The 20,831-nt window shown below is 74.2% G+C and carries 18 protein-coding genes; 8 read left to right on the forward strand and 10 right to left on the reverse strand.

Annotated elements, in window-relative coordinates:
* Positions 1-252: 252 nt before the first annotated feature.
* Entirely contained in the window at positions 253-777 is a 525-nt protein-coding gene (locus ABZW14_RS13030; protein ID WP_355344438.1) for an isochorismatase family protein, read from the reverse strand.
* 99 nt (positions 778-876) lie between these two features.
* A complete protein-coding gene (locus ABZW14_RS13035) occupies positions 877-1,668 on the reverse strand; it encodes an LPXTG cell wall anchor domain-containing protein (protein WP_355344441.1) in 792 nt (263 codons plus the stop codon).
* Between the two features lie 294 nt (positions 1,669-1,962).
* Here ABZW14_RS13035 and ABZW14_RS13040 point away from each other — a divergent pair, with 294 nt between their 5' ends.
* From ABZW14_RS13040 to ABZW14_RS13050, 3 genes are all read left to right on the forward strand, one after another.
* Entirely contained in the window at positions 1,963-4,827 is a 2,865-nt protein-coding gene (locus ABZW14_RS13040; protein WP_355344444.1) for a glycoside hydrolase family 9 protein, read from the forward strand.
* A 220-nt stretch (positions 4,828-5,047) separates the two neighbouring features.
* Positions 5,048-7,483: a non-reducing end alpha-L-arabinofuranosidase family hydrolase gene (locus tag ABZW14_RS13045; RefSeq protein WP_355344447.1), complete on the forward strand. Its 2,436-nt coding sequence runs from the start codon at positions 5,048-5,050 to the stop codon at positions 7,481-7,483.
* 140 nt (positions 7,484-7,623) lie between these two features.
* A complete protein-coding gene (locus ABZW14_RS13050; RefSeq protein ID WP_355344449.1) occupies positions 7,624-8,154 on the forward strand; it encodes a DUF488 domain-containing protein in 531 nt (176 codons plus the stop codon).
* A gap of 29 nt (positions 8,155-8,183) precedes the next feature.
* Here ABZW14_RS13050 and ABZW14_RS13055 read toward each other — a convergent pair whose 3' ends face one another.
* The 3 genes from ABZW14_RS13055 to bioB form a co-directional block, all read right to left on the reverse strand.
* The gene (locus ABZW14_RS13055) at positions 8,184-8,690 is read right to left on the reverse strand and encodes a GNAT family protein (RefSeq protein ID WP_355344452.1); all 507 of its coding nucleotides are present in this window, start codon (positions 8,688-8,690) and stop codon (positions 8,184-8,186) included.
* Positions 8,691-8,693: 3 nt separating this feature from the next.
* Complete coding sequence (locus ABZW14_RS13060) at positions 8,694-8,894, reverse strand: hypothetical protein (RefSeq protein WP_355344542.1); 201 nt, start codon at positions 8,892-8,894, stop codon at positions 8,694-8,696.
* Positions 8,895-8,976: 82 nt separating this feature from the next.
* Complete coding sequence (gene bioB, locus ABZW14_RS13065) at positions 8,977-9,972, reverse strand: biotin synthase BioB (protein WP_355344455.1); 996 nt, start codon at positions 9,970-9,972, stop codon at positions 8,977-8,979.
* A gap of 168 nt (positions 9,973-10,140) precedes the next feature.
* Here bioB and ABZW14_RS13070 point away from each other — a divergent pair, with 168 nt between their 5' ends.
* From ABZW14_RS13070 to ABZW14_RS13085, 4 genes are read left to right on the forward strand one after another with little or no spacing between them, the layout of a single operon-like run.
* On the forward strand, positions 10,141-11,277 hold the full coding sequence (locus ABZW14_RS13070) for an 8-amino-7-oxononanoate synthase (RefSeq protein ID WP_355344458.1): 1,137 nt from the start codon (positions 10,141-10,143) through the stop codon (positions 11,275-11,277).
* Positions 11,278-11,332: 55 nt separating this feature from the next.
* Entirely contained in the window at positions 11,333-12,067 is a 735-nt protein-coding gene (gene bioD, locus ABZW14_RS13075; protein WP_355344461.1) for a dethiobiotin synthase, read from the forward strand.
* Between the two features lie 54 nt (positions 12,068-12,121).
* Positions 12,122-13,783 carry a histidine kinase gene (locus ABZW14_RS13080; protein ID WP_355344464.1) on the forward strand — a complete coding sequence of 554 codons (1,662 nt, stop codon included), beginning with the start codon at positions 12,122-12,124 and terminating at the stop codon, positions 13,781-13,783.
* Positions 13,780-14,457: a response regulator transcription factor gene (locus ABZW14_RS13085; protein WP_355344466.1), complete on the forward strand. Its 678-nt coding sequence runs from the start codon at positions 13,780-13,782 to the stop codon at positions 14,455-14,457. The genes ABZW14_RS13080 and ABZW14_RS13085 overlap by 4 nt, the downstream gene beginning before the upstream one ends.
* Before the next feature lie 15 nt (positions 14,458-14,472).
* On the opposite strand, the gene ABZW14_RS13090 is transcribed toward ABZW14_RS13085, so the two are convergent.
* From ABZW14_RS13090 to ABZW14_RS13105, 4 genes are all read right to left on the reverse strand, one after another.
* On the reverse strand, positions 14,473-15,294 hold the full coding sequence (locus ABZW14_RS13090) for an ABC transporter permease (RefSeq protein ID WP_355344469.1): 822 nt from the start codon (positions 15,292-15,294) through the stop codon (positions 14,473-14,475).
* On the reverse strand, positions 15,291-16,223 hold the full coding sequence (locus ABZW14_RS13095; RefSeq protein WP_355344472.1) for an ATP-binding cassette domain-containing protein: 933 nt from the start codon (positions 16,221-16,223) through the stop codon (positions 15,291-15,293). Before ABZW14_RS13095 ends, ABZW14_RS13090 begins: the two co-directional genes overlap by 4 nt.
* A 69-nt stretch (positions 16,224-16,292) precedes the next feature.
* A complete protein-coding gene (locus tag ABZW14_RS13100; RefSeq protein WP_355344545.1) occupies positions 16,293-17,399 on the reverse strand; it encodes a cytochrome P450 in 1,107 nt (368 codons plus the stop codon).
* Between the two features lie 66 nt (positions 17,400-17,465).
* Positions 17,466-18,134: a 50S ribosomal protein L11 methyltransferase gene (locus ABZW14_RS13105; protein WP_355344475.1), complete on the reverse strand. Its 669-nt coding sequence runs from the start codon at positions 18,132-18,134 to the stop codon at positions 17,466-17,468.
* A 145-nt stretch (positions 18,135-18,279) separates the two neighbouring features.
* On the opposite strand from ABZW14_RS13105, the gene ABZW14_RS13110 reads away from it, so the two are divergent.
* The gene (locus tag ABZW14_RS13110) at positions 18,280-19,164 is read left to right on the forward strand and encodes a hypothetical protein (RefSeq protein ID WP_355344478.1); all 885 of its coding nucleotides are present in this window, start codon (positions 18,280-18,282) and stop codon (positions 19,162-19,164) included.
* A gap of 5 nt (positions 19,165-19,169) precedes the next feature.
* Here the strand turns inward: ABZW14_RS13110 and ABZW14_RS13115 are convergent, their stop codons facing one another.
* Positions 19,170-20,558 carry a glycosyltransferase gene (locus tag ABZW14_RS13115; protein WP_355344481.1) on the reverse strand — a complete coding sequence of 463 codons (1,389 nt, stop codon included), beginning with the start codon at positions 20,556-20,558 and terminating at the stop codon, positions 19,170-19,172.
* Between the last annotated feature and the right edge of the window lie 273 nt (positions 20,559-20,831).

Consider the following 20,831-nt stretch of genomic DNA (forward strand, 5'->3'; position numbering starts at 1 on the left):
GTTGTCCGGGGGAGCGGCGGCGTCGATGGCACCGCTGGTGTCGCGTACTGTCCCGCGCGGTCGAGCGCGCGGGCAACCGTACGCTCGTATGCCAGGACGCCCGTCCCGCCGCCGCGACACGTCGCGGCCCGACCGCCACCGGCTTGACCGGGGAGTACGCGAGAAGCCTATAGAAGATTATCGATGATGTGATCCAGGTCCGGGCGGCGTCGACCGGGTTGCCCGTCGATACGGATCAGGTGGCCGGCCGGTTCAACCGCCCAGCGCGGCGATCGCCTCCGCGGTCGTGCACACGGTGCCGAGCCGGCGGAAGACATAGTCGACGGCGAACTCGTGCGCGTACGCGTCCAGTCCGGACATCGCGTCGTGCGGCAGCACCACCCGGTAGCCGATCTCGTCGCCGATCCGGGCGGTCTGCTCCACCCCGAAGTTGGTGGCGATCCCGCCGATCACCAGGGTGTCCACCCCGCGCGCCCGCAACGCGTCGTCGAGCCCGGTCTCGTGGAACGCGCCCCAGCTGTGCTTGACCACCGCCAGGTCACCCTCTCGGGGCGCCACCTCGGGCAGCAGTTCGCTGCCCGGCGGCTGCGGATCCGGGCCGGGCCGGTCGACGCGGACCACCACGACCGTGGCGCCGGCGGCGCGGCCCGCCTCGGCGAGGGCGAGGCAGCGCGCGACCACCTCCGGCCCGGTGTGCGGGGCGGTCGGCAGGTCCACGATGCGCCGCTGGAGATCGATCAGAACGACGGCGGTGCGGGTCGGGTCGAGAGCGTCCACCCCAAGATCATATCGCCGATGAGGCCGGGGCGGCGGCCCCGAACGGCGGAACCGGCCGCCGGACCGAGGTCCGACGGCCGGTTCCGAGCCGCTGTCCGGTCAGCTCGTGAAGGTGATCCGGTCCCGGCGGCGCCGCAGCGCCATCAGCAGGACACCGCCGCCGATCAGGGCGAGGCCGGTGAGCGAGATGCTGGTGGCGGCCACGCCGGTGAGCGGCAGGCCGCCCTCGGTGCCGCTGCCGCCGCCCTGGCCACCGCCGACCGAGGTGCCCGGCGCCGGGGTGCCCGACGGGTTCTCGGACGGGTTCCCGGACGGGTTCTCCGAGCCGCCCGGCGTCGGGGTCGGCGTCTCCTCGCCCGGGGTCGACGGGGTCGGCGTCGGGCTGGACGTCTCGCACGGCGTCAGCCAGAACACCTTGTGCTTGTCGTCGAACGCCTTGCCGTCGGTCAGGTCGACGTCGAGCTTGAGGTGGTAGCCCTGCTGCGGGTGCAGGCTCAGCCCGGTCAGATCGAGATCCTTCGAGGAGAGCTTGATGACCTCGTCGTGGTCGTTCTCCGCGCCGGAGGCCGGGTCGTCGCTGATCAGGACGTTGCTCTTCGACCAGACGACCTTGTCCTTCGGGGTGGCCGACGGCGCCTGCGCCCACAGCGTGATGTTCGCCGTCTGGTTCTGGTCGAAGTTGAAGAACTCCAGCTCGAAGTCGCAGGTGACGTGCGGCTGGTTGTCGACCTTGTCCGAGAACGGGGCGCCGTCGATCTTGACGGTGCCGTTGTCGCCCTTCGGGTTGTGCGGGTTGCCGGTGGCCCAGGCCGGGGCGGCCACCAGCCCGAGCATGGCCGTGGCGGCGGCTGCGGTGAGGGCCGCGCGCGCCACGTGCCGACGCTGTGGCATGAGGAATCCTCCGAGATCGGGAGAGGGGACGGCACATGATCGCATACCGGCACCCGTCTGGCGACATCGGACGAACGGCCTGAGCTGCGAGGATGCCGCCTCCGTGGGACGAAATCCGGGCCACTTTCCCGGCGTGTCGACGTAACGCGAAACGGGTCCCGGACGCCTCGCCGGTTCCCGGCGCAGGGCGTGCCTTCCCAACCGGCGATGGCCACATTACATTGTCGACTATCCATGGGAGCGCTCCCGCGCTTCGACGGCTCACCCCACCACCGCCACCCACAGGAGCTCGCCATGCCCCGTCCGACCCCGCCACCTCGTGGCCCGTCCCGGCTCCGCCGGCTGCTCGCCGCGGGCGCCGCGCTCGCCGCCGGCCTGGCCGCGGCCGTCGCCGTTCCGCCGCCCGCACCGGCGGCGGCCGCGCCCGCCTTCAACTACTCAGAGGCTCTGCAGAAGTCGCTGTTCTTCTACGAGGCGCAGCAGTCCGGGAGGAAGCCGGCCTGGAACCGGGTCTCCTGGCGGGGCGACTCGGCGCTCACCGACGGCGCGGACGTCGGCCTCGACCTCACCGGCGGCTGGTACGACGCGGGCGACCACGTGAAGTTCGGCTTCCCGATGGCGTTCAGCGCCACCATGCTGGCCTGGGGCGCGGTCGAGTACCGCGACGGCTACGCCGCCTCCGGCCAACTCCCGCACCTGCTGAACAACCTGCGCTGGGTCAACGACTGGTTCGTCAAGGCGCACCCCGCACCGAACGTCCTCTACGGACAGATCGGCAAGGGCGACGACGACCACAAGTGGTGGGGGCCGGCCGAGGTGCTGCCGATGGCGCGGCCCGCGTACAAGATCGATGCGAGCTGTGGCGGCGCGGACCTGGCGGGTGAGACGGCGGCCGCCATGGCCGCCTCGTCGATGGTCTTCCGCCCGACCGACGCCGCCTACGCCGACAGGCTGCTCGGCCACGCGAAGCAGCTCTACACGTTCGCCGACACGGTGCGGAAGAGCTACCACGAGTGCATCACCGACGCGACGAGCTTCTACCGGTCCTGGAGCGGGTGGCAGGACGAGCTGGTCTGGGGCGCGGTGTGGCTCTACCGGGCCACCGGCGACGCGGCCTACCTGGCCAAGGCGGAGAGCGAGTACGACAAGCTGGGCACCGAGCCGCAGTCCACCACCCGCTCCTACAAGTGGACCATCGCCTGGGACAACAAGCAGTTCGGCACGTACGTGCTGCTGGCCAACCTGACCGGCAAGCAGAAGTACGCCGACGACGCCAACCGCTGGCTCGACTGGTGGACCGTCGGCGTCAACGGCTCGCGGGTCAACTACTCGCCCGGCGGCATGGCCGTCCTCGACTCCTGGGGCGCCCTGCGCTACGCCGCCAACACGGCCTTCGCCGCGCTGGTCTACAGCGACCGGACCACCGACGCGACGCGAAAGGCCCGATACCACGACTTCGCGGTCCGGCAGATCAACTACGCGCTCGGCGACAATCCGCGCAACTCCAGCTACGTGATCGGCTTCGGGGCCAACTCGCCGAGGAATCCGCACCACCGCACCGCGCACGGCTCCTGGTGGGACAGCCAGACCATGCCCACCGAGACCCGGCACGTGCTCTACGGCGCGCTGGTCGGCGGGCCGTCCTCGGCCAACGACGCCTACACCGACAGCCGCTCCGACTACGTCATGAACGAGGTCGCCACCGACTACAACGCCGGTTTCACCTCCGCCCTGGCCCGGCTGGTCACCGAGTACGGCGGCAGCCCGCTCGCCGGCTTCCCGACCGCCGAGCAGCCCGACCTGGACGAGTTGACCGTGGAGACCACGGTGATGCAGGCCGAACCGCGGGCCACCGGGCTCAAGGCGATCATCTACAACAAGTCGGCCTTCCCGGCCCGGGCGCTGACCACCGCGAAGTTCCGCTACTACTTCCGCCCCGACGGCACCGGCCCGGTGCAGGTCACCCCCGGCTACACCCAGGGCTGCCCGTCGCCCACCGCGGCGCGGCAACTGTCCGGCGACATCTGGTACGTCGAGTTCGACTGCACCGGCTGGACGATCGCGCCGGCCGGCCAGTCGCAGCACCGGATGGAGGTGCAGTTCAAGGTCGGCGTGCCGGAGGGCGGCACCTGGGACCCGACCAACGACCCGTCGTACCAGACCGCCGCCGGGCCCAACCGGAAGGTGCCGCTCTACTCCGGCGGGACGCGGGTCTGGGGCGAGGAGCCCGGACCGGCCACCCCGGACACCACCGCGCCGACGGTGCCGGGCACCCCGGTCGCCTCGGCCGTCACGGCCACCGGCCTCACCCTGACCTGGCCCGCCTCCACCGACACCGGTGGCAGCGGCCTGGCCGGCTACGAGGTCACCCGGGCACAGGCCGGCAGCGACGCGCTCGTGCTGACCGACGCCCCGACCAACACCCTCGCGGTGACCGGGTTGCTGCCCGAGCGGACGTACCAGTTCACCGTGCGCGCCCGCGACGGCGCCGGCAACCGGTCGGCGGCGTCGGCGGCCCTGACCGTGACCACCCCGGCCGCCCCGGCGCCGGACACCACCCCGCCCACCGCCCCGGGCACGCCCACCGCCTCGGCCGTCGGCCCGACCGGGCTCACCCTCGCCTGGGGCCCGGCCACCGACAACGTGGGCGTCACCGGCTACCGGGTCTACCGGGCCGGGAACGTCCTCGTCGGGTCGAGCACGGGCACCACGCTGGCGGTCACCGGGCTGACCGCCGCCACCGCGTACACCTTCACGGTGGTCGCCGTGGACGCGGCCGGCAACGTCTCGGCGGCCTCGCCGGCGCTCACCGTCACCACCGCGGACCCGCCGGCCGCGGGCGGCTGCGCGGTGACCTGGACGACCAGCAGCTGGGACACCGGCTTCACCGCGAACATCACCCTCACCAACACGGGAACCAGCGCGATCAACGGCTGGACGCTCGGCTTCACGTTCCCGAGCAGCGGGCAGAAGGTGGGCCAGGGCTGGTCGGCGAACTTCACCCAGACCGGCACAGCGGTGAACGCCACGAACGTGTCGTACAACGGGGCGCTGGCGCCGGGAGCGTCGACCAGCTTCGGCTTCAACGGCACCCACACCGGCACCAACCCGAGACCCGCCACCTTCACCCTCAACGGCTCTCCCTGCACCGTCTCCTGACGGGCATCCGGCCGGCGTGGCCGGTCACCGTACCTGAGTGACCGGCCACGCCGGGTCGCCGAACCGGTGAACCCGGGCGCCAGGACTGCTTCCGGAAGTTTCCGGAAGTTGTTGTCCGGCCGGATGGCCGATGAGAACATCGAAGTCGATATATTTCCTAACAAAGACGCCAGTCGTCCTCACCCAGACTGCTTTGGGTGTTGGCCATAAGGAGGCCACGATGGCAATGAGCCCATCCCTTCGTCGCGGCGGGAGTCGGCGACGGCGATCGCCCGCCGTCCGAGCGCTGCTCGCTGGCGCGGTCAGCGCCGTGACGGTGGCCGCCGTCGCGGTGATGATGCCGTCGGCGAACGCCGCCGCGTCCACGCTGGGCGCGGCCGCCGCGCAGTCGGGCCGGTACTTCGGCACGGCGATCGCGGCGGGCCGGCTGAACGACTCGACCTACAACACGATCGCGGCGCGTGAGTTCAACATGATCACCGCCGAGAACGAGATGAAGCCGGACGCGACGGAGCCCAACCAGGGCCAGTTCAACTTCTCCTCCGGCGACCAGATCTACAACTGGGCCACCCAACGCGGCCTCAAGGTCCGCGGGCACACCCTGGCCTGGCACGCCCAGCAGCCGCCCTGGATGCAGAACATGCAGGGCAGCACGTTGCGCAACGCGATGATCAACCACATCAACGGCGTGATGGCCCACTACAAGGGCAAGCTCGCCGCGTGGGACGTGGTGAACGAGGCGTTCAACGAGGACGGCAGCCGTCGTCAGTCGAACCTGCAGGGCACCGGCAACGACTGGATCGAGGTGGCGTTCCGCACCGCGCGGGCGGCCGACCCGTCGGTGAAGCTCTGCTACAACGACTACAACATCGAGAACTGGTCGTACGGCAAGACGCAGGGCGTCTACCGGATGATCCAGGACTTCAAGTCCCGCGGCGTACCGATCGACTGCGTGGGCCTGCAGACCCACTTCACCGGCGGCAGCTCGCTGCCGAGCAACTTCCAGACCACCCTGTCCAGCTTCGCCGCGCTCGGCGTCGACGTGGCGCTTACCGAGGTCGACGTCACGAACGCGTCGACCAGCCAGTACGCCGGGCTGACCCAGGCGTGCATCAACGTGCCGCGCTGCATCGGCATCACCGTGTGGGGCGTCCGCGACAGCGACTCCTGGCGCTCGAACGAGAACCCGCTGCTGTTCGACGGCGGCGGCAACAAGAAGGCCGCGTACACCTCGGTCCTCAACGCGCTGAACGCGGCCGCCCCGACCTCCGGGCCGACCACCACCCCGACCACGGGACCGCCGCCGAGCGGCGGCGCTGGCCGGATCGTCGGCGTGCAGTCGGGCCGGTGCATCGACGTACCGAACGCCACGCAGACAAACGGCACCCGCGTCCAGCTCTGGGACTGCAACGGTCAGTCCAACCAGCAGTGGACGTACACCACCAGCAAGCAGCTGATGGTCTACGGCACCAAGTGCCTCGACGCGAACGGCGCGGCCACCGGCAACGGCACCGGCATCATCATCTGGGACTGCAACGGCCAGTCGAACCAGCAGTGGAACATCAACTCCAACGGCACCATCAGCGGCGTGCAGTCCGGCCGCTGCCTGGACGTCTGGGGCACCGGCAACGGCCAGCAGATCCAGTTGTACGACTGCCACGGGCAGACCAACCAGCAGTGGCGGACCGACTTCGGGGGCACCACGCCCCCGACCACGCCGCCACCGACCACGACGCCCCCGCCGGGCGGCTGCGCGCTCCCGTCGACCTACCGGTGGTCGTCGACCGGCGCGCTGGCCAACCCGCAGAACGGCTGGGTCTCGCTCAAGGACTTCACCAACGTGGTCTACAACGGCAAGCACCTGGTCTACGGGTCGAACGTCAACAGCAGCGGCCAGTACGGCTCGATGAACTTCAGCCTGTTCACCAACTGGTCCGACATGGCCTCGGCGGGCCAGACCGGGATGAGCCAGGGCACCGTGGCGCCCACGCTGCTGTACTTCGCCCCGAAGAACATCTGGGTGCTGGCGTACCAGTGGGGACCGACCTCGTTCAGCTACAAGACGTCGAGCGACCCGACGAACGCCAACGGCTGGTCCTCGGCGCAAACGCTGTCCACGGCCACCCTGCCGGACGCCCCGTACGGCGTCATCGACCAGACCCTCATCGGTGACGACCAGAACATGTACCTGTTCTTCGCCGGGGACAACGGCAAGATCTACCGGTCGAGCATGCCGCTCGGGAACTTCCCGGGCAGCTTCGGCTCGAACTACACGACGATCATGACCGACTCGACGAACAACCTGTTCGAGGGCGTCGAGGTCTACAAGGTGGCGGGCCAGAACCAGTACCTCATGATCGTCGAGGCGATCGGGAGCCAGGGACGCTACTTCCGGTCCTTCACGTCCAACAGCCTGAGCGGCTCGTGGACCCCCCAGGCCGCCAGCGAGAGCAACCCCTTCGCCGGCAAGGCCAACAGCGGCGCGACGTGGACCAACGACATCAGCCACGGTGACCTGGTCCGGACCAACCCCGACCAGACCAAGACCATCGACGCCTGCAACCTGCAGTTCCTGTACCAGGGCAAGAACCCCAGCGCGGGAGGCGACTACAACCTGCTGCCCTGGCGGCCGGGTGTGCTGACCCTGCAGCGCTAGGGAACGGCCTGGTCCGAGGCCACACCCGTTTGCTGATCACCGGGGCGTGTCCGGCACCGTGCGGTGCCGGACACGCCCTTTTTGGCGGGTCGCGCCCCGGCTGACCGGCGGCCGGCGGCGACCCGGGGCAAGCTGAGCCGGTGGAACGGGAGTTGCTGACGGTCGGGCACGGAGCCGCCGACCGGGACCGGCTCGGGGACCTGCTGGCCGGCGCGGGGATCGCTCTCGTGGTGGACGTGCGGCGTTACCCGGCCAGCCGGACCAATCCCGACGTCCGGCAGGAGGCGCTGGAAGGCTGGCTGCCGGAGCGGGGCATCGGCTACCGCTGGGAGCCGCGCCTCGGCGGCCGCCGGCACGTCCGCGCCGGCGAACCGGCGCCGGACACCTGGTGGACCGTCGCGGCCTTCCGGGCGTACGCCGGCTACACCCGGACGCCGGAGTTCGACGCCGCGTTGGACGAGGTGCTGGCCGACGCGGCGCGGCGGTCGACGGCGGTCATGTGCAGCGAGAGCGTCTGGTGGCGCTGCCACCGGCGGCTGATCGCCGACGTCGCCGTGCTCGGCCGCGGGGTGGCGGTGTCGCACCTCATGCCGGACGGTCGGCTCAGCCCGCACCGACCGGCCGAGGGGGCCCGCCGCCTCCCCGGCGAGCACCTGATCTGGGACCGCTGACCGCCGGAACCCCCGCGCCCACCGCCGACTCAGTCGGCCAGTTCCTCGGCGAGCAGGTCCATGAGCAGGCCGTCGTGCCAACGGCCGTCGGCGCCCCGCTCGTAGCGCCGCATGATGCCGACCGGCCGGAACCCGACCTTCGCGTACGCCCGGATGGCCGCGGTGTTCGCCGCCGCCGGGTCGATGGTGAACCGGTGGTGGCCGTACTCGTCGACCAGGTGCCGGACCAGGGTGCGGATGGCGTCCCCGCCGAGGCCGGCGCCGCGGGCCGCCGGGTCGAGGAAGATGTCCAGGCTGGCGTGGCGGTAGTCGGGGTCGGTCTCGGCGTACCACTGGATCGCCCCGACCAGCTTGCCGTCGTGCTCGATCGCGTAGACGGTCAGGTCGTCGTCGGCCAGGTCGGCGCGGACCGCCTCGGCGAGGTCGTCGTCGCCGCGCCACCAGCGGCGTACCTCCGGGGTGGCCCGGATCGCCGCGAGCGCCGGCACGTCGGCGTCGGTCACCGGTCGCAGCGTCACGGCCCGCCCCCGAAGCACGCCTCAGCCCCGGATCTCGCCGTGCTCGACGCAGACCGCCGACCAGCCGGTCGGCACGACCTGCACCTTCATCCGCCGCCGGCAGTGCGCGCACCAGCGCGGTGGCTCCAGCGCCCGGGCCGCCGCGCACGCCCCGTGCGGGCCCGCCGCGACGGACTCGCCGCAGCGGTCGCACCAGCGTGGGGCCGCAGCCAGGTCGCTCATGTCCGCCGCCCCGCGGGAGCGCAGCGGGCCGGCGCCGGGATCGGCCGGCGGTGCGGGCTCGACAAGCTCGGTCACGTCGTCCTCACAGGGTGGCGGAGAGCGCCTTCACCGGCATCTTCAGGTCGTCCAGCAGCTCCAGGTCGGCGGTCGCCGGCCTGCCCAGCGTGGTCAGGTAGTTGCCGACGATCACCGCGTTGATGCCGCCGAGCAGGCCGTCCCGGGTGCCCAGGTCGCCGAGGGTCAGCTCGCGGCCACCGGCGTAGCGGAGGATGGTGCGGGGCATGGCCAGCCGGAACGCCGCGATGGCGCGCAGCGCGTCCTTGCCCTCCACCACCGGGCGGTCGGCCAGCGGGGTGCCCGGGCGGGGGTTGAGGAAGTTCAGCGGCACCTCGTGCGGGTCCAGCTCGGCGAGCTGCGCGGCGAACTCGGCGCGCTGCTCCACCGTCTCGCCGAGGCCGAGGATGCCGCCGCAGCAGACCTCCATGCCGGATTCGCGGACCATCCTCAAGGTCTCCCAGCGCTCCTCGAAGGAGTGCGTGGTGACCACGTTCGGGAAGTAGGAGCGGCAGGTCTCCAGGTTGTGGTTGTAGCGGTGCACGCCCATCTCGACCAGCTCGTCGACCTGCTCCTGGGTGAGCATGCCGAGCGACGCCGCGACCTGGATGTCCACCTCCGCCCGGATGGCGGCCACGCCCTCGCGCATCTGCTTCATGAGCCGCGCGTCGGGGCCGCGCACGGCGGCCACGATGCAGAACTCGGTCGCCCCGGTCGCCGCGGTCTGCTTCGCCGCCTCGACCAGCGCCGGGATGTCCAGCCAGACCGAACGGACCGGCGAGGTGAACAGGCCGGACTGCGAGCAGAAGTGGCAGTCCTCCGGGCAGCCACCGGTCTTCAACGACACGATGCCCTCGACCTCGACCTCCGGACCGCACCAGCGCATCCGCACCTCGTGGGCGAGCTGGAGGGCGGCGGGCAGGTGCTCGTCGGGCAGGTTCAGCACGGCGAGGACACCGGCCTCGTCGAGGCCGACGCCGTTCTCCAGCACCTGGGTCCGGGCCTGGTCGAGGATCTCTGGCATGGCTCGTACCCTACAAGGCCCCCCGGAGCCCGGGAAACGGCCGCGTCGGGCCCCCGGGAGCAGGCCCGGCGAGCCGGACCGCGCCACGCCGGGGCCCTCCGCCCGGGTGGTAACTTCGCCCCGCGGAAGCGCCCGGAGGGGCGACGGGTCGGGCGAAGGGACGTGACGGTGGCGGACTGGCTGGCGGCCCTGGACCGCCGCGCCGAGCTGCGGGCCAAGGCGGGGCTCACCCGCACGCTGCGCCCGCGCGCCGCCGGCGACGCCGTGGTCGACCTGGCCGGCAACGACTACCTCGGCCTGGCCAGCCACCCCGAGGTCACGGCCGCCGCCGGCCGGGCGCTGTCGGCGTACGGGCTGGGCGCCACCGGGTCACGGCTGGTGCGCGGCTCCACCGAGGCGCACCACGCCCTCGAGGACGATCTGGCCGACTGGCTCGGCGTCGACCGCGCGCTGGTGTTCTCCTCCGGCTATCTGGCCAACCTGGCCGCCGTCCGAGGGCTCGTGCAGCCGCGTACGCTGCTCGTCTCCGACGCCCACAACCACGCCTCGCTGATCGACGGCTGCCGCATCTCCGGCGCCGAGACGGTCGTCACGCCGCACGCCGACGTCGACGCGGTGGCCGCCGCGCTGGCCGCCGCCCCGGGCCGCCCGGCCGTGGTGGTGACCGAGTCGGTGTTCTCCGTCGACGGCGACCTCGCCCCCCTCGCGGCGCTGCACGCCGTGGCCCGCCGGCACGGCGCGCTGCTGCTCGTCGACGACGCGCACGCGCTCGGCGTCACCGGGCCGGCCGGTGCCGGCGGGGTGGCCGCGGCGGGGCTGGCCGGCGAGCCCGACGTGGTGGTGACGGCGACCCTGTCCAAGGCGCTCGGCGGGGCCGGCGGGGTGGTGGCCGGGCCGGCGGAGTTCGTCCGGCACCTGGTGGAGACCGGCCGCACCTTCATCTTCGACACCGCGCCGCCGCCCGCCGTGGTGGCCGGGGTACGCGCCGCCGTGCGGCTGGCCCGCTCCGGCGACGACCTGCGCGCCGAGCTGGCCGAGCGGGCCGCCCTCGTGGTGCGCCGGCTGGGCGGGGCGGGCCTGGAGGTCTCCGCCCCCGACGCGGCGGTGGTCTCGGTGACCGCTCCCGGCCCGGAGGCGGCGACCGCCTGGGCGGCCGACTGCCGGGACCGGGGCGTGGCGGTGGGCTGCTTCCGTCCGCCGTCCACCCCGGACAGCCGCTCCCGGCTCCGGCTGACCCTCAGCGCCGGGGTCGACCGGGCCGACTTCGAACGGGCACTGGACGTGATCGTGGCGTGTGCACCGTGAGCGCGAGGAGTGAGCCGGGTTTGCGAGCCCCGCAGTCGCGAACGAAGGAGGGCTCATGAGCAACGGCAACGGCTGGACCGGGCCGGTGCTGGTGACCGGCACGGACACCGAGGTGGGCAAGACCGTGGTGACCGCGGCGATCGCCGCCGCCGCGCAGGCCGCCGGCCTGCGGGTCGCGGTGGTCAAGCCCGGCCAGACCGGTACGGCCACCGGTGAGCCCGGTGACGTCGACTCGGTGACCCGGCTGGCCGCCCCGCTCACCGGCCGGACCCTGGCCAGCTACCCGGACCCGCTCGCCCCGCTCGCCGCGGCCCGGGTCGCCGAGCTGGAGCCGCTGGAGCTCTACACCGCCGTCGACGCCATCCGCGAGGAGAGCGACAAGCACGACCTGGTGCTGGTCGAGGGTGCCGGCGGGTTGCTCGTACCCATGGGGCTGCGCCCGTCGGGCGAGCCCTGGACGGTGGCCGACCTGGCGGTGTCGCTGGGCGCGCCGGCCGTGGTGGTGGCCCGCGCCGGGCTGGGCACGCTCAACCACACGGCGCTGACCCTGGAGGCGCTGGAACGCCGGGCCATCCCGGCGGGCGTGGTGATCGGCGCCTGGCCGGGCGAGCCGGAGCTGGTGCACTGGCTCAACCTGTCCGACCTGGTGCCCAACCTGCTGGGCGCGCTGCCGATGGGCGCGGGCGGGATGGACCCGGGCGTGTTCCGGCGGTCCGCGCCGGGCTGGCTCACCCCGGCCCTCTACGGGGTGCTCGACGACTGGCGCGCCTGGGCCGAGGAGATCAGCTGAGCACCTGACTTTCGTCGGTGCCCGGCCCGGCCGCCCGTGGGTAGCCTGGCCGCCGTGAAACCGCCGCGAACCCCGCCGCCTGGCCGCCGCCGGGCCGGGGACCTGCTGCTCTGGGCCGTGGTCGCCGCCCCGGTGGCGTACGCCGGGCTCACCCCGCCCTGGCCGCGCCACGCCCTGCCGCTGCTGGCCGCCTCGCTGGCGCTGCTCGGCCTCGCGGTGGCGTACGGCCGCCGGTGGCCCCTCGCGGCGCTGCTGGCCGTGGTGTTCGGCTCGCTGGTCGACGGCAACTTCGTCTTCGCCATCCCGGTGTTCAGCTACCTGGCCGGGCGGCGCAGCGCCGGCGCCGGCCGGGTGGCGGCGGTCTTCGGCGCCATCGCGGTCGCCGGCACCGCGCTCAACCTCGGGCTGCTCGGCACCAACCCGGCCACCTGGTTCCTGCTCGCCTCGGTACTGCTCTTCGCCGGGGTGTTCCCGTGGCTGCTCGGCCGGCTGCGCCGGCAGCAGCGGGCGCTGGCCGAGGCCGGGGAACGGCACGCCGAGGCCGAGGAACGGGAGCGGCGGGCGACCGTGGAGCGCGTACGGCTGCGCGAGCGGGCCAGGATCGCCCAGGACATGCACGACTCGCTGGGGCACGACCTGAGCCTCATCGCGCTGCGCGCGGCCGCCCTGGAGCTGGCCACCGACCTGCTGCCCGCTCACCGCCGCGCGGCCGGGGAGCTGCGGGCCAGCGTGGCCGCCGCCACCGAGCGGCTGCACGACATCATCGGCGTGCTCCGCGAGGAGCGGTCCGGGTCGCTGCGACCGGCCGGCGAGAGCGTGGCGGAGCTGGTGGACGGCGCCCGCGACGCCGGGCTGGCGGTCGAGCTGCACGACACGGCCGGAGCGGACCTGCCGCCGCTCGTGGCGCACGCCGTGCACCGGGTGGTCCGCGAGGCGCTGACCAACGCCGCCCGCTACGCCCCCGGCGCCCGGGTCACCGTCACCGTCGACCGGGCGGGCGGGGAGGTGGCCGTGTCGGTCGTCAACGGGCCGGCGCCGGAGGGGCCGCTGCCGGGGCCGGCGTCGCACGGCTCGGGGCTGCTCGCCCTGCGCGAGAGGGTCCGCCTTGCCGGGGGCATGCTGGACGCGGGTCCGCGCAACGGCGGCTTCGCGGTGACGGCACACCTGCCGTTGGCCGCGCCCGCGCCCGCCGCGACCGGAATCGAGGCCGACCGCACCGACGGCCTCACCGTGCCGACCGCGGCCGGCCCGGGCACCGGTCGGTCCGGCGGCCCGCAAACGGGCCGATCCGACGTCCTGGCCGGCTCGGCGGGCGAGCCGGACGACGGCCTCCGGGATGCCGGCGGGCCCGGTGGGGCGCCGGTCGACGGCCCCGGCGACGCGGAACGGCGGCTGCGCGAGGCGCGCCGGCGGGCGCGGCGCAGCCTGCTGGTGGCCTTCGGCGCCCCGGCCGGCCTCGCCCTGGCACTCGCGCTGGTCTACTACCCGCTCGCCACGGCGGGCGCGGTCCTCGACGAGCCCGGCTACGAGCGCCTGCGCCTCGGCGAGGATCGGGACGCCCTCGGGCTGCCCCGGCGGCAGGCCGACCCGCCGACCCCGGCCGCCGCGCCGGGCTGTGAGTTCTACACCGACGGCAACTTCCCGTTCGCGCAGCCGACCTGGCGGCTCTGCTTCGCCGACGGCCGCCTGATCAGCAAGGAGCGGATCGCGCAGTGACCGACGACCACGGGCGCCCCCTGCGGGTGGTGCTCGCCGACGACGAGGCGATGGTCCGCGCCGGGGTGCGCGCCATCCTGGCCGCCGACCCGGGCATCGAGGTGGTCGGCGAGGCGGGTGACGGCCATGGGGCCGTGGAACTGGTCCGGGCGCACCGGCCCCGGGTGGCGCTGCTGGACATCCGGATGCCCCGGCAGGACGGGCTGGCCGCGGCGGCCGAGATCCGCCGGCTGGTGCCGGAGACCGCCACGGTCATGCTCACCACGTTCGGCGACGACGACCTGATCGCCCGGGCGCTCGGCCACGGGGCCAGCGGGTTCCTGCTCAAGTCCGGCGACCCCCGGGAGCTGCTGGCCGGCCTCCGGGCGGTGGCCGACGGCGGGGCGTACCTGTCACCGCGGGTGGCGCGCCGGGTCATCGAGCTCAGCGGCGGCCGGCTCGCCCAGGGCCCGTACGCGCGGGACCGGCTGGCCGGGCTCACCGACCGGGAGCGGGACGTGCTCGCCCTGGTCGGGGCGGGGCTGTCCAACGCCGAGATCGCCCGCCGGCTGCACCTCGTCGAGGGCACCGTGAAGAGCTACCTGACCAGCATCTTCACCCGGCTGGACGTGCGCAACCGGGTGCAGGCGGCGATCCTCGCGTACGAGGCGGGGCTGGTCCCGCCCACCGGCTGACCAGCCCCGCCCCGCTCAGGCGTCCCGGCGGCGCAGTGCCCAGCTGCCCAGGGCCAGCGCGGCGACGGCCCAGCCGGCGAGCAGCAGCAGGCCGACCGCCGCCGGGTAGGGCTCGGTGTCCCCGGCCAGGAAGTGGTTGCCGGCCACCCCGGGGAACGCGTCGGCGATCCGGGTGAGCGCGGTGATCCCCGGCTCCTGGAGGGACAGCGGCACGATCATCAGCAGCGCGAAGAGCACGGTCAGGGTGAGCACCGCGCCGCGCAGCGCCGCCGCCAGCCCGAGCGCCAGCACGCCCACCAGCGCGAGGTACGCGGCCGAGGCGACCACGTCGGCCACGGTCCCGCCCAGCGGGGCCCGGCCCCACTCGCCGAGCACCGGCCCGGCGACCGCCGCGCCGACCGTGCCGACCAGCAGCCCGGCGGGGAAGGTGACCGCGCCGACCACGACCGCCTTGGCCGCCAGCACCCGTACCCGGGACGGGGTGCAGCGCAGCGTCGTCCGGATCGTGCCGGTGGCGTACTCGCTGGTGATCGAGAAGAGGCCGATCGCGAGCACGACGTACTGGGTGAGCTCCAGCGCGCCCGCGACCACCTCGCCGACCGGCACGACGCCGGGGTTCACGGTCGGGTCGTCGTCGGTGTTGGCGTTCACCGCGTAGATGGCGAGCTGGCCGGCCGTGGCCGCCATGGTCAGCACGGCGGCCAGCAGCGTCCACCACGTGGATCGGACCGACCAGAGCTTGGTCCACTCGGCGGCCACGGCCCCGGTGAACGGGCGGCCCACCGGTGCGGGCCGGGAGGCCGGCCGGGTCGGGGTGACGGCGGGCAGGGCGGTCATCGGGTCTCGCCTCCGGTCGGGCCGGCCGCGTACTCCACGCTGCCGGCGGTGAGTTCCAGGAACGCCTCCTCCAGGGAGGCGGCCACGGGGGTCAGCTCGTGCAGCCGCACCCCCAGCTCGTACGCGAGATCACCGATCCGGCCGGCCGTGGCGCCGGTGACGGCCAACCCGCCCTCGTCCGGGCTGACCGCCGCCCCCTCGGCGGCCAGCCGGGCACCCAGCGCCGCCAGGCCGGCGGGCTCGGGCCCGCGTACCCGGACCGAGCTGGCCGGGCGGGCCGCGATCAGCTCGTCGAGCGGCGCGTCGGCGACCAGCCGGCCCCGGCCGAGCACCACCACCCGGTCGGCGGTCTGCTGCATCTCACTCATCAGGTGACTGGAGATGAGCACGGTCCGCCCCTCGTCGGCGAGGCCCCGGGTGAACCGGCGGATCCACCGCACCCCGTCCGGGTCGAGGCCGTTCACCGGCTCGTCGAGCAGCAGCACCGGCGGGTCGCCGAGCAGCGCCCCGGCGATGCCGAGCCGCTGGCCCATGCCGAGCGACAGCGCGCGTCCCGGCTTCGCGGCGGCCCGTGCGTCCAGCCCCACCAGGTCGAGCACCTCGTTCACCCGGCGGGCCGGGATGCCGTTGCTGCGGGCCATCGCCCGCAGGTGCGCGTGCCCGGAGCGGGCCGGGTGCACGCCGGTGGCGTCGAGCAGCGCGCCGACCTCGTGCAGCGGGTACCGCAACTCCCGGTAGGGCCGGCCGTTGACCAGGGCCTGCCCGGCGGTCGGCCGGTCCAGCCCGAGCACCATCCGCATGGTGGTGGACTTGCCGGCGCCGTTCGGGCCGAGGAAGCCGGTCACCTGCCCCGGTCCGATCTCGACGGTCAGGTCGTCGACCGCGGTGGCCGCGCCGAACCGTTTCGTCAACCCACGAAGTGTGATCATGCGCCGACGGTAGGGAGCGGAGGTGGTGGCGCACCGCCACCGATCGGCACCGCCGCACCCTGACTTTCGTCAGGTCCGGCGCACCACGAACGCGTCGGGCATCCGGAAGGTGAGGTTGTCCGGGCACCACGGCGGCCGGACCACGGTCGCGCCGTCGAGCAGCGGCGCGGCCTCGGCCACCACCACGGCCGCCTCCATCCGGGCCAGCTGCGCCCCGACGCACCGGTGCGGGCCGGCCCCGAAGGCCAGGTGCCGGCGGGAGCCGCGCTGCCCGGGCCGGAACTCGCCGGGCCCGGCCACCACCGCCGGGTCCCGGCCGGCCCGGGCCAGCCAGGCGACGATGCTGGTCCCGGCCGACACGGCGACCTCGCCCAGCGTGGTGTCCACGGCCGCCACCCGCCGCCAGGTGACGATCGGCGGCTCCAGTCGCAGCCCCTCCTCGACCACGTCGGCCGCGGTGACCTCGCCCGCGCGCAGGCCGGCCCGTACCGCCGGTTCGCCGGCGAGCCGGTGCAGCAGCAGGGTGAGGAACTGGGAGGTGGTCTCCTGGCCGGCGACCAGCAGGAAGAACAGCGCGCCGACCACCACGTCGGGGGAGTGCCCGGCGGCGCGCAGCCGGGCGGCCAGCCCGCCCCCGGTGGCGGCGAACGCGCGCAGCACGGTGTGGAACCGGCCCACCTCGGCGGCGAGAGCGAGCTGCCTCGACTCGTCGAGCGGCGCCCAGAACAGCTCCAGGGCGGCGCGGGCGAAATCCTTGACCGCGCCCACCGGGGCGTCCGGCAGCTCGACCAGCCGGGCCAGCACCAGCAGCGGCAGGTCGGCGGCGAGCCCGGCGTGCAGGTCGACCGGCTCGCCCGCGGCGAGGGCGGCGGCGAGCCGGGCCACCCGCTCCCGCACCAGGCCGGTCAGCCAGGGCCGTTGGGCGGCCACCCGGTCCGGGTGCAGCGCGTCGGCGACGATCCCGCGGATCTCCGGGTGGCTGGCCGCCGCGTTGTTGGCCAGCGTCGGCGGCAGCCGGAACCGGTGCCCGGCGAGCACCCGCAGCGCGGCCACCGGGATCGGCGTCACCGCGTCCAGCGCGTTGTCCGGGTGGAACGTCGCCGGGTCGGTGAGCAGCCGCCGCACCAGCGCGTGCCGGGTCACCACCAGATGGGGCACGCCGACGTGATCGACCACGGTGGCCGCGTCGGGCCACGGTCCGTCGACGGACTCGCCCCAGCCCCGGAACAGCACGGCGCCACGCTAACGGGCGGCTCCCGGCGGAGCCGGGTCCAGCTCCCACACGGTGGTGTGCTTCACCCGTACGCTCTCCAGCGCCTCCGGCACCGGCACCTCGTACGCGCCCAGTTCGTGGAAGCGCTCGCGGGGCAGGAAGGCCCGGCCGGGGTCGCCGACCAGCACCCGGGCGCCGGACCGCGCGGCCCGGAGCAGGAAGCGCAGCATCCGGCGGGCCATGGCCTCGCTGTAGAAGACGTCCCCGGCGAGCACCACCTCGGCGTCCCCGGCGTCGCCGTCCAGGATGTCGCCGAGTTCGGCGTCGACGCGTACCCCGTTGGCCTCGGCGTTGAGCGCGACGGCCGCGACGGCCCGCTCGTCCACCTCGACGGCGCGGACGGCGGCCGCGCCGCACCGGGCGGCGGCGATGGCGACCAGGCCGGAGCCGGAGGCGAGGTCGAGCACCCGGCGGCCGGCGACCAGCTCGGGGTGGTCGGTGACGTAACGGGCGAGGGCCTGGCCACCGGCCCAGGCGAATGCCCAGAACGGCGGCGGCTGGGCGCTGCGGAACTCGCCCTCGGTCAGCTCCCAGAGGCCGATCGGCTCGTCGGCCTGGTGCAGCCGTACCTCGGGGACGAAGGCGACCGGGGCGAGCCTGGCGTGCAGCCGGACGAAGGTCGCGGACAGGTCGGACACCGGGTGATTCTGTCGTACGCCCGAAGCCGGCCGGCGGGCGATCCCGGGCGTGTCGCGGTGTGGTCGTGACCGGTTCACCACGTTCGGTGACACCGGGCCCCGGTGTTGACGGTCCGTGCGAACACGCCCGTCTACCGGGGCGCCGATGGCGCTCCTAGCGTTCCGGGTGGACGCGGCCGACGGGAGGGAGACGGTGGTGAACGGGTGGCGGTACGCGCTGCGGATCGGAGTCGTGCTGACCTGCCTGGCGGGGGCCGGGCTCGGCGCGGCCGTGCCGGCCGGAGCGGCGGCCGCCTTCTCCACCGAGCTGAGCGGCCTGCCGGACGAGTTCACCGCCGGCGACCGGGTGGAGACCCTCTCCGCCGTGGTGTCCCGCACCGACGGGGGTGGCTGCGTCAAGGTGCGCTGGTCGATGCTGCTGCGCGTGCAGGGCCTGCGGCTCGACCAGGTCAAGGTGGACCGGGTGGAGGACAGCGGCTCCTTCCCGCTGGAGATCCGGACCGAGGGGGACACCGCCCGGCTGACCGACCGCGAGCTGGACCCGGGTGTGCTCTGCCCGGGCCGCACCGTCACGGCCCGCTACCGGGTGGCCTTCGCCGAGGACGTGGGCCGGGGGCGGGTGAGCTTCGCCGCCGAGGCGTACGACCCGCAGTTGCGCCTGCTGGCCCGGCGAACCGCCGACCGCCGGGTGGTGGGGGAGGAGGCGACGGCCGCGCCGACCGAGGCGACACCGGACCCTACGGAGACCGGCGACGGGCCGGCCGACCCGGCCACCGACGAGCCGGTGGCCGAGCCGTCGGCCGAGGCGGCGGTGGTGGAGCCCCCGCCGCCCGGCGCGGCGGGCCGCCCGGTGTCCGCGTCCGGCGGCTTCGGCGTGGTCCAGGGCGCCTTCCTGCTCGGCGGGTTGCTGGTCTTCCTCGGCGCCGGGCTGCTGCTGCGGATGCGGCGCCTGCTGCGGCCGGCCTCCGAGGCGCCGGAGGACCGGGGGTGGGCGTTCGAGCGGCCACCGGCCCGGTCGCGGCGGCGGTAGGGGTTTCACGCCGGGGCGTACGCCGTTTCGTGGTTCGCCGGCACGTCCGGTGCGGTGGTGTCGGCCGCCGGTGGGCGGGGCCGCAGCGACAGCACCCGGCCGAGACCGTCCACGTCGTGCAGTTCGGCGGCGTACTCGGCGGCCAGGGCGCGGCGCAGGTACTCCGTCGTGTCCGCGTCGGCCACGGACATGCCGGGCGCCGTGTCGCCAGTGGCGACCAGGTGCACCTCCCCGGCCAGCAGCGCGGACGCCTTGACGAACTGGCACAGCTCCGGCCAGAGCAGGTGTCGCCAGAAGTCGACGCTGACCACCGCGTCCAGGCTGCCGGGCGGGATGGGCGGCGCGATGCCGACGAGGTGGAAGTTGGTCGGCCCGGGCGGCGCGGCGTAGTCGAAGGTCAGCGCGGTCTCCGGCAGGTCGGCCCGGTCACTGCCGGTGCCCACCCAGAGCACCCGGGGCCCGGGGAGCCGGTCGGCGAGCCGCGCGACGGCCGGCCCGATCGCGCAGGACGACCGCCGGACGCACTCGTCGACCAGCGACCGGTAGTGCAGGATCCGCCGGGCCGCCTCGTGGCCCACGATCACGCTGAGGAACTCCCACTCCAGGCAGGGGTAGAGGGCGGCGAGCGTCCGGGTGTTCGCCATCATCTCGGCCCAGTTGCGGCCGATGTCCTTGTGGTGCGGCAGGTGCACGACGCGGGCGTCGTCGTCGAACGCGAAGTTGACGCCCGGCGGCAGGTGCCGGTCCACCCGGTAGAACAGCTCGATGTCCTCCATCCCGTAGCTCAGGCCGAACTCCTCGCGGTAGCCACCGATCTCGTCGAACGGGGCCCGGGGGAGGGAGATGTTGTGCGTGTAGGCGAGTGCCCAGCCCACCCGCAGCCAGTCCCGGTCGTCGTCCGGCGCGCCGGTGGGGAACCGCATGTCGCCACCGTGGGGATAGGTGCGGGGAAGCGCCGACGGCCCGGCGCCGGCCAGGACGGCGGGCAGGTGGGCCATGCCGATCTCGTCGCGCCGGCCGATCAGCACGGCCGGGCCACCGGGGACGGCGTGGTGGGCCAGGTGCCGCTCCAGCAGGTCGGGCAGGGCGTACGAGTCGGCGTCCAGGAAGACCAGCAGGGGCGCGGACGCGTGCCGTACCCCCTCGTTGCGTGCGGCGGCGCGGCCCCGGCGCTCGGCGAACTCCACCACCCGCAGGCGGAGGCCGGCGCCGGCGGCGAGGGCCCGGGCGTAGCCGGCGGACGATCCGCCGTCGCGTACCACGATCACCTCGAAGCGGTCCGGGGACAGGGTCTGGCGGGTCAGCGCCCGCAGCGTCAGCTCCAGGCACTGCGCGTCCTGGAAGGTCGGCATCACCACGCTCAGCTCGGGGGTGCCGGTGGTCTGCAACGACATGCGAGTTCTCCGTTCGTCGGACGGACGTGCCGCGGCCGGGCCGGGCCGCCGGCGGGCCCGGCGGCGGTGTGCGGAAGGCCGGAAGGGAGCGGGACGACCGGTTGCGGGTCGGTCGGCGGGGCCGGCCAGGGAAGCGGAGGCGCCCCAGCGACGATAACTCTGTGCATAGACGACCATCACCCAAAGCAGGGGTGGCATAGGGGGTCTTCGATCAGATCGGTTTACAAAAACTGACCTCTTGTAAAACGGCGCGGCGGCTGCCACAGTCTGGGC

The sequence above is a fragment of the Micromonospora sp. NPDC004551 genome (genome assembly GCF_040609975.1).
In the GTDB taxonomy this organism is placed as follows: Bacteria; Actinomycetota; Actinomycetes; order Mycobacteriales; family Micromonosporaceae; genus Micromonospora.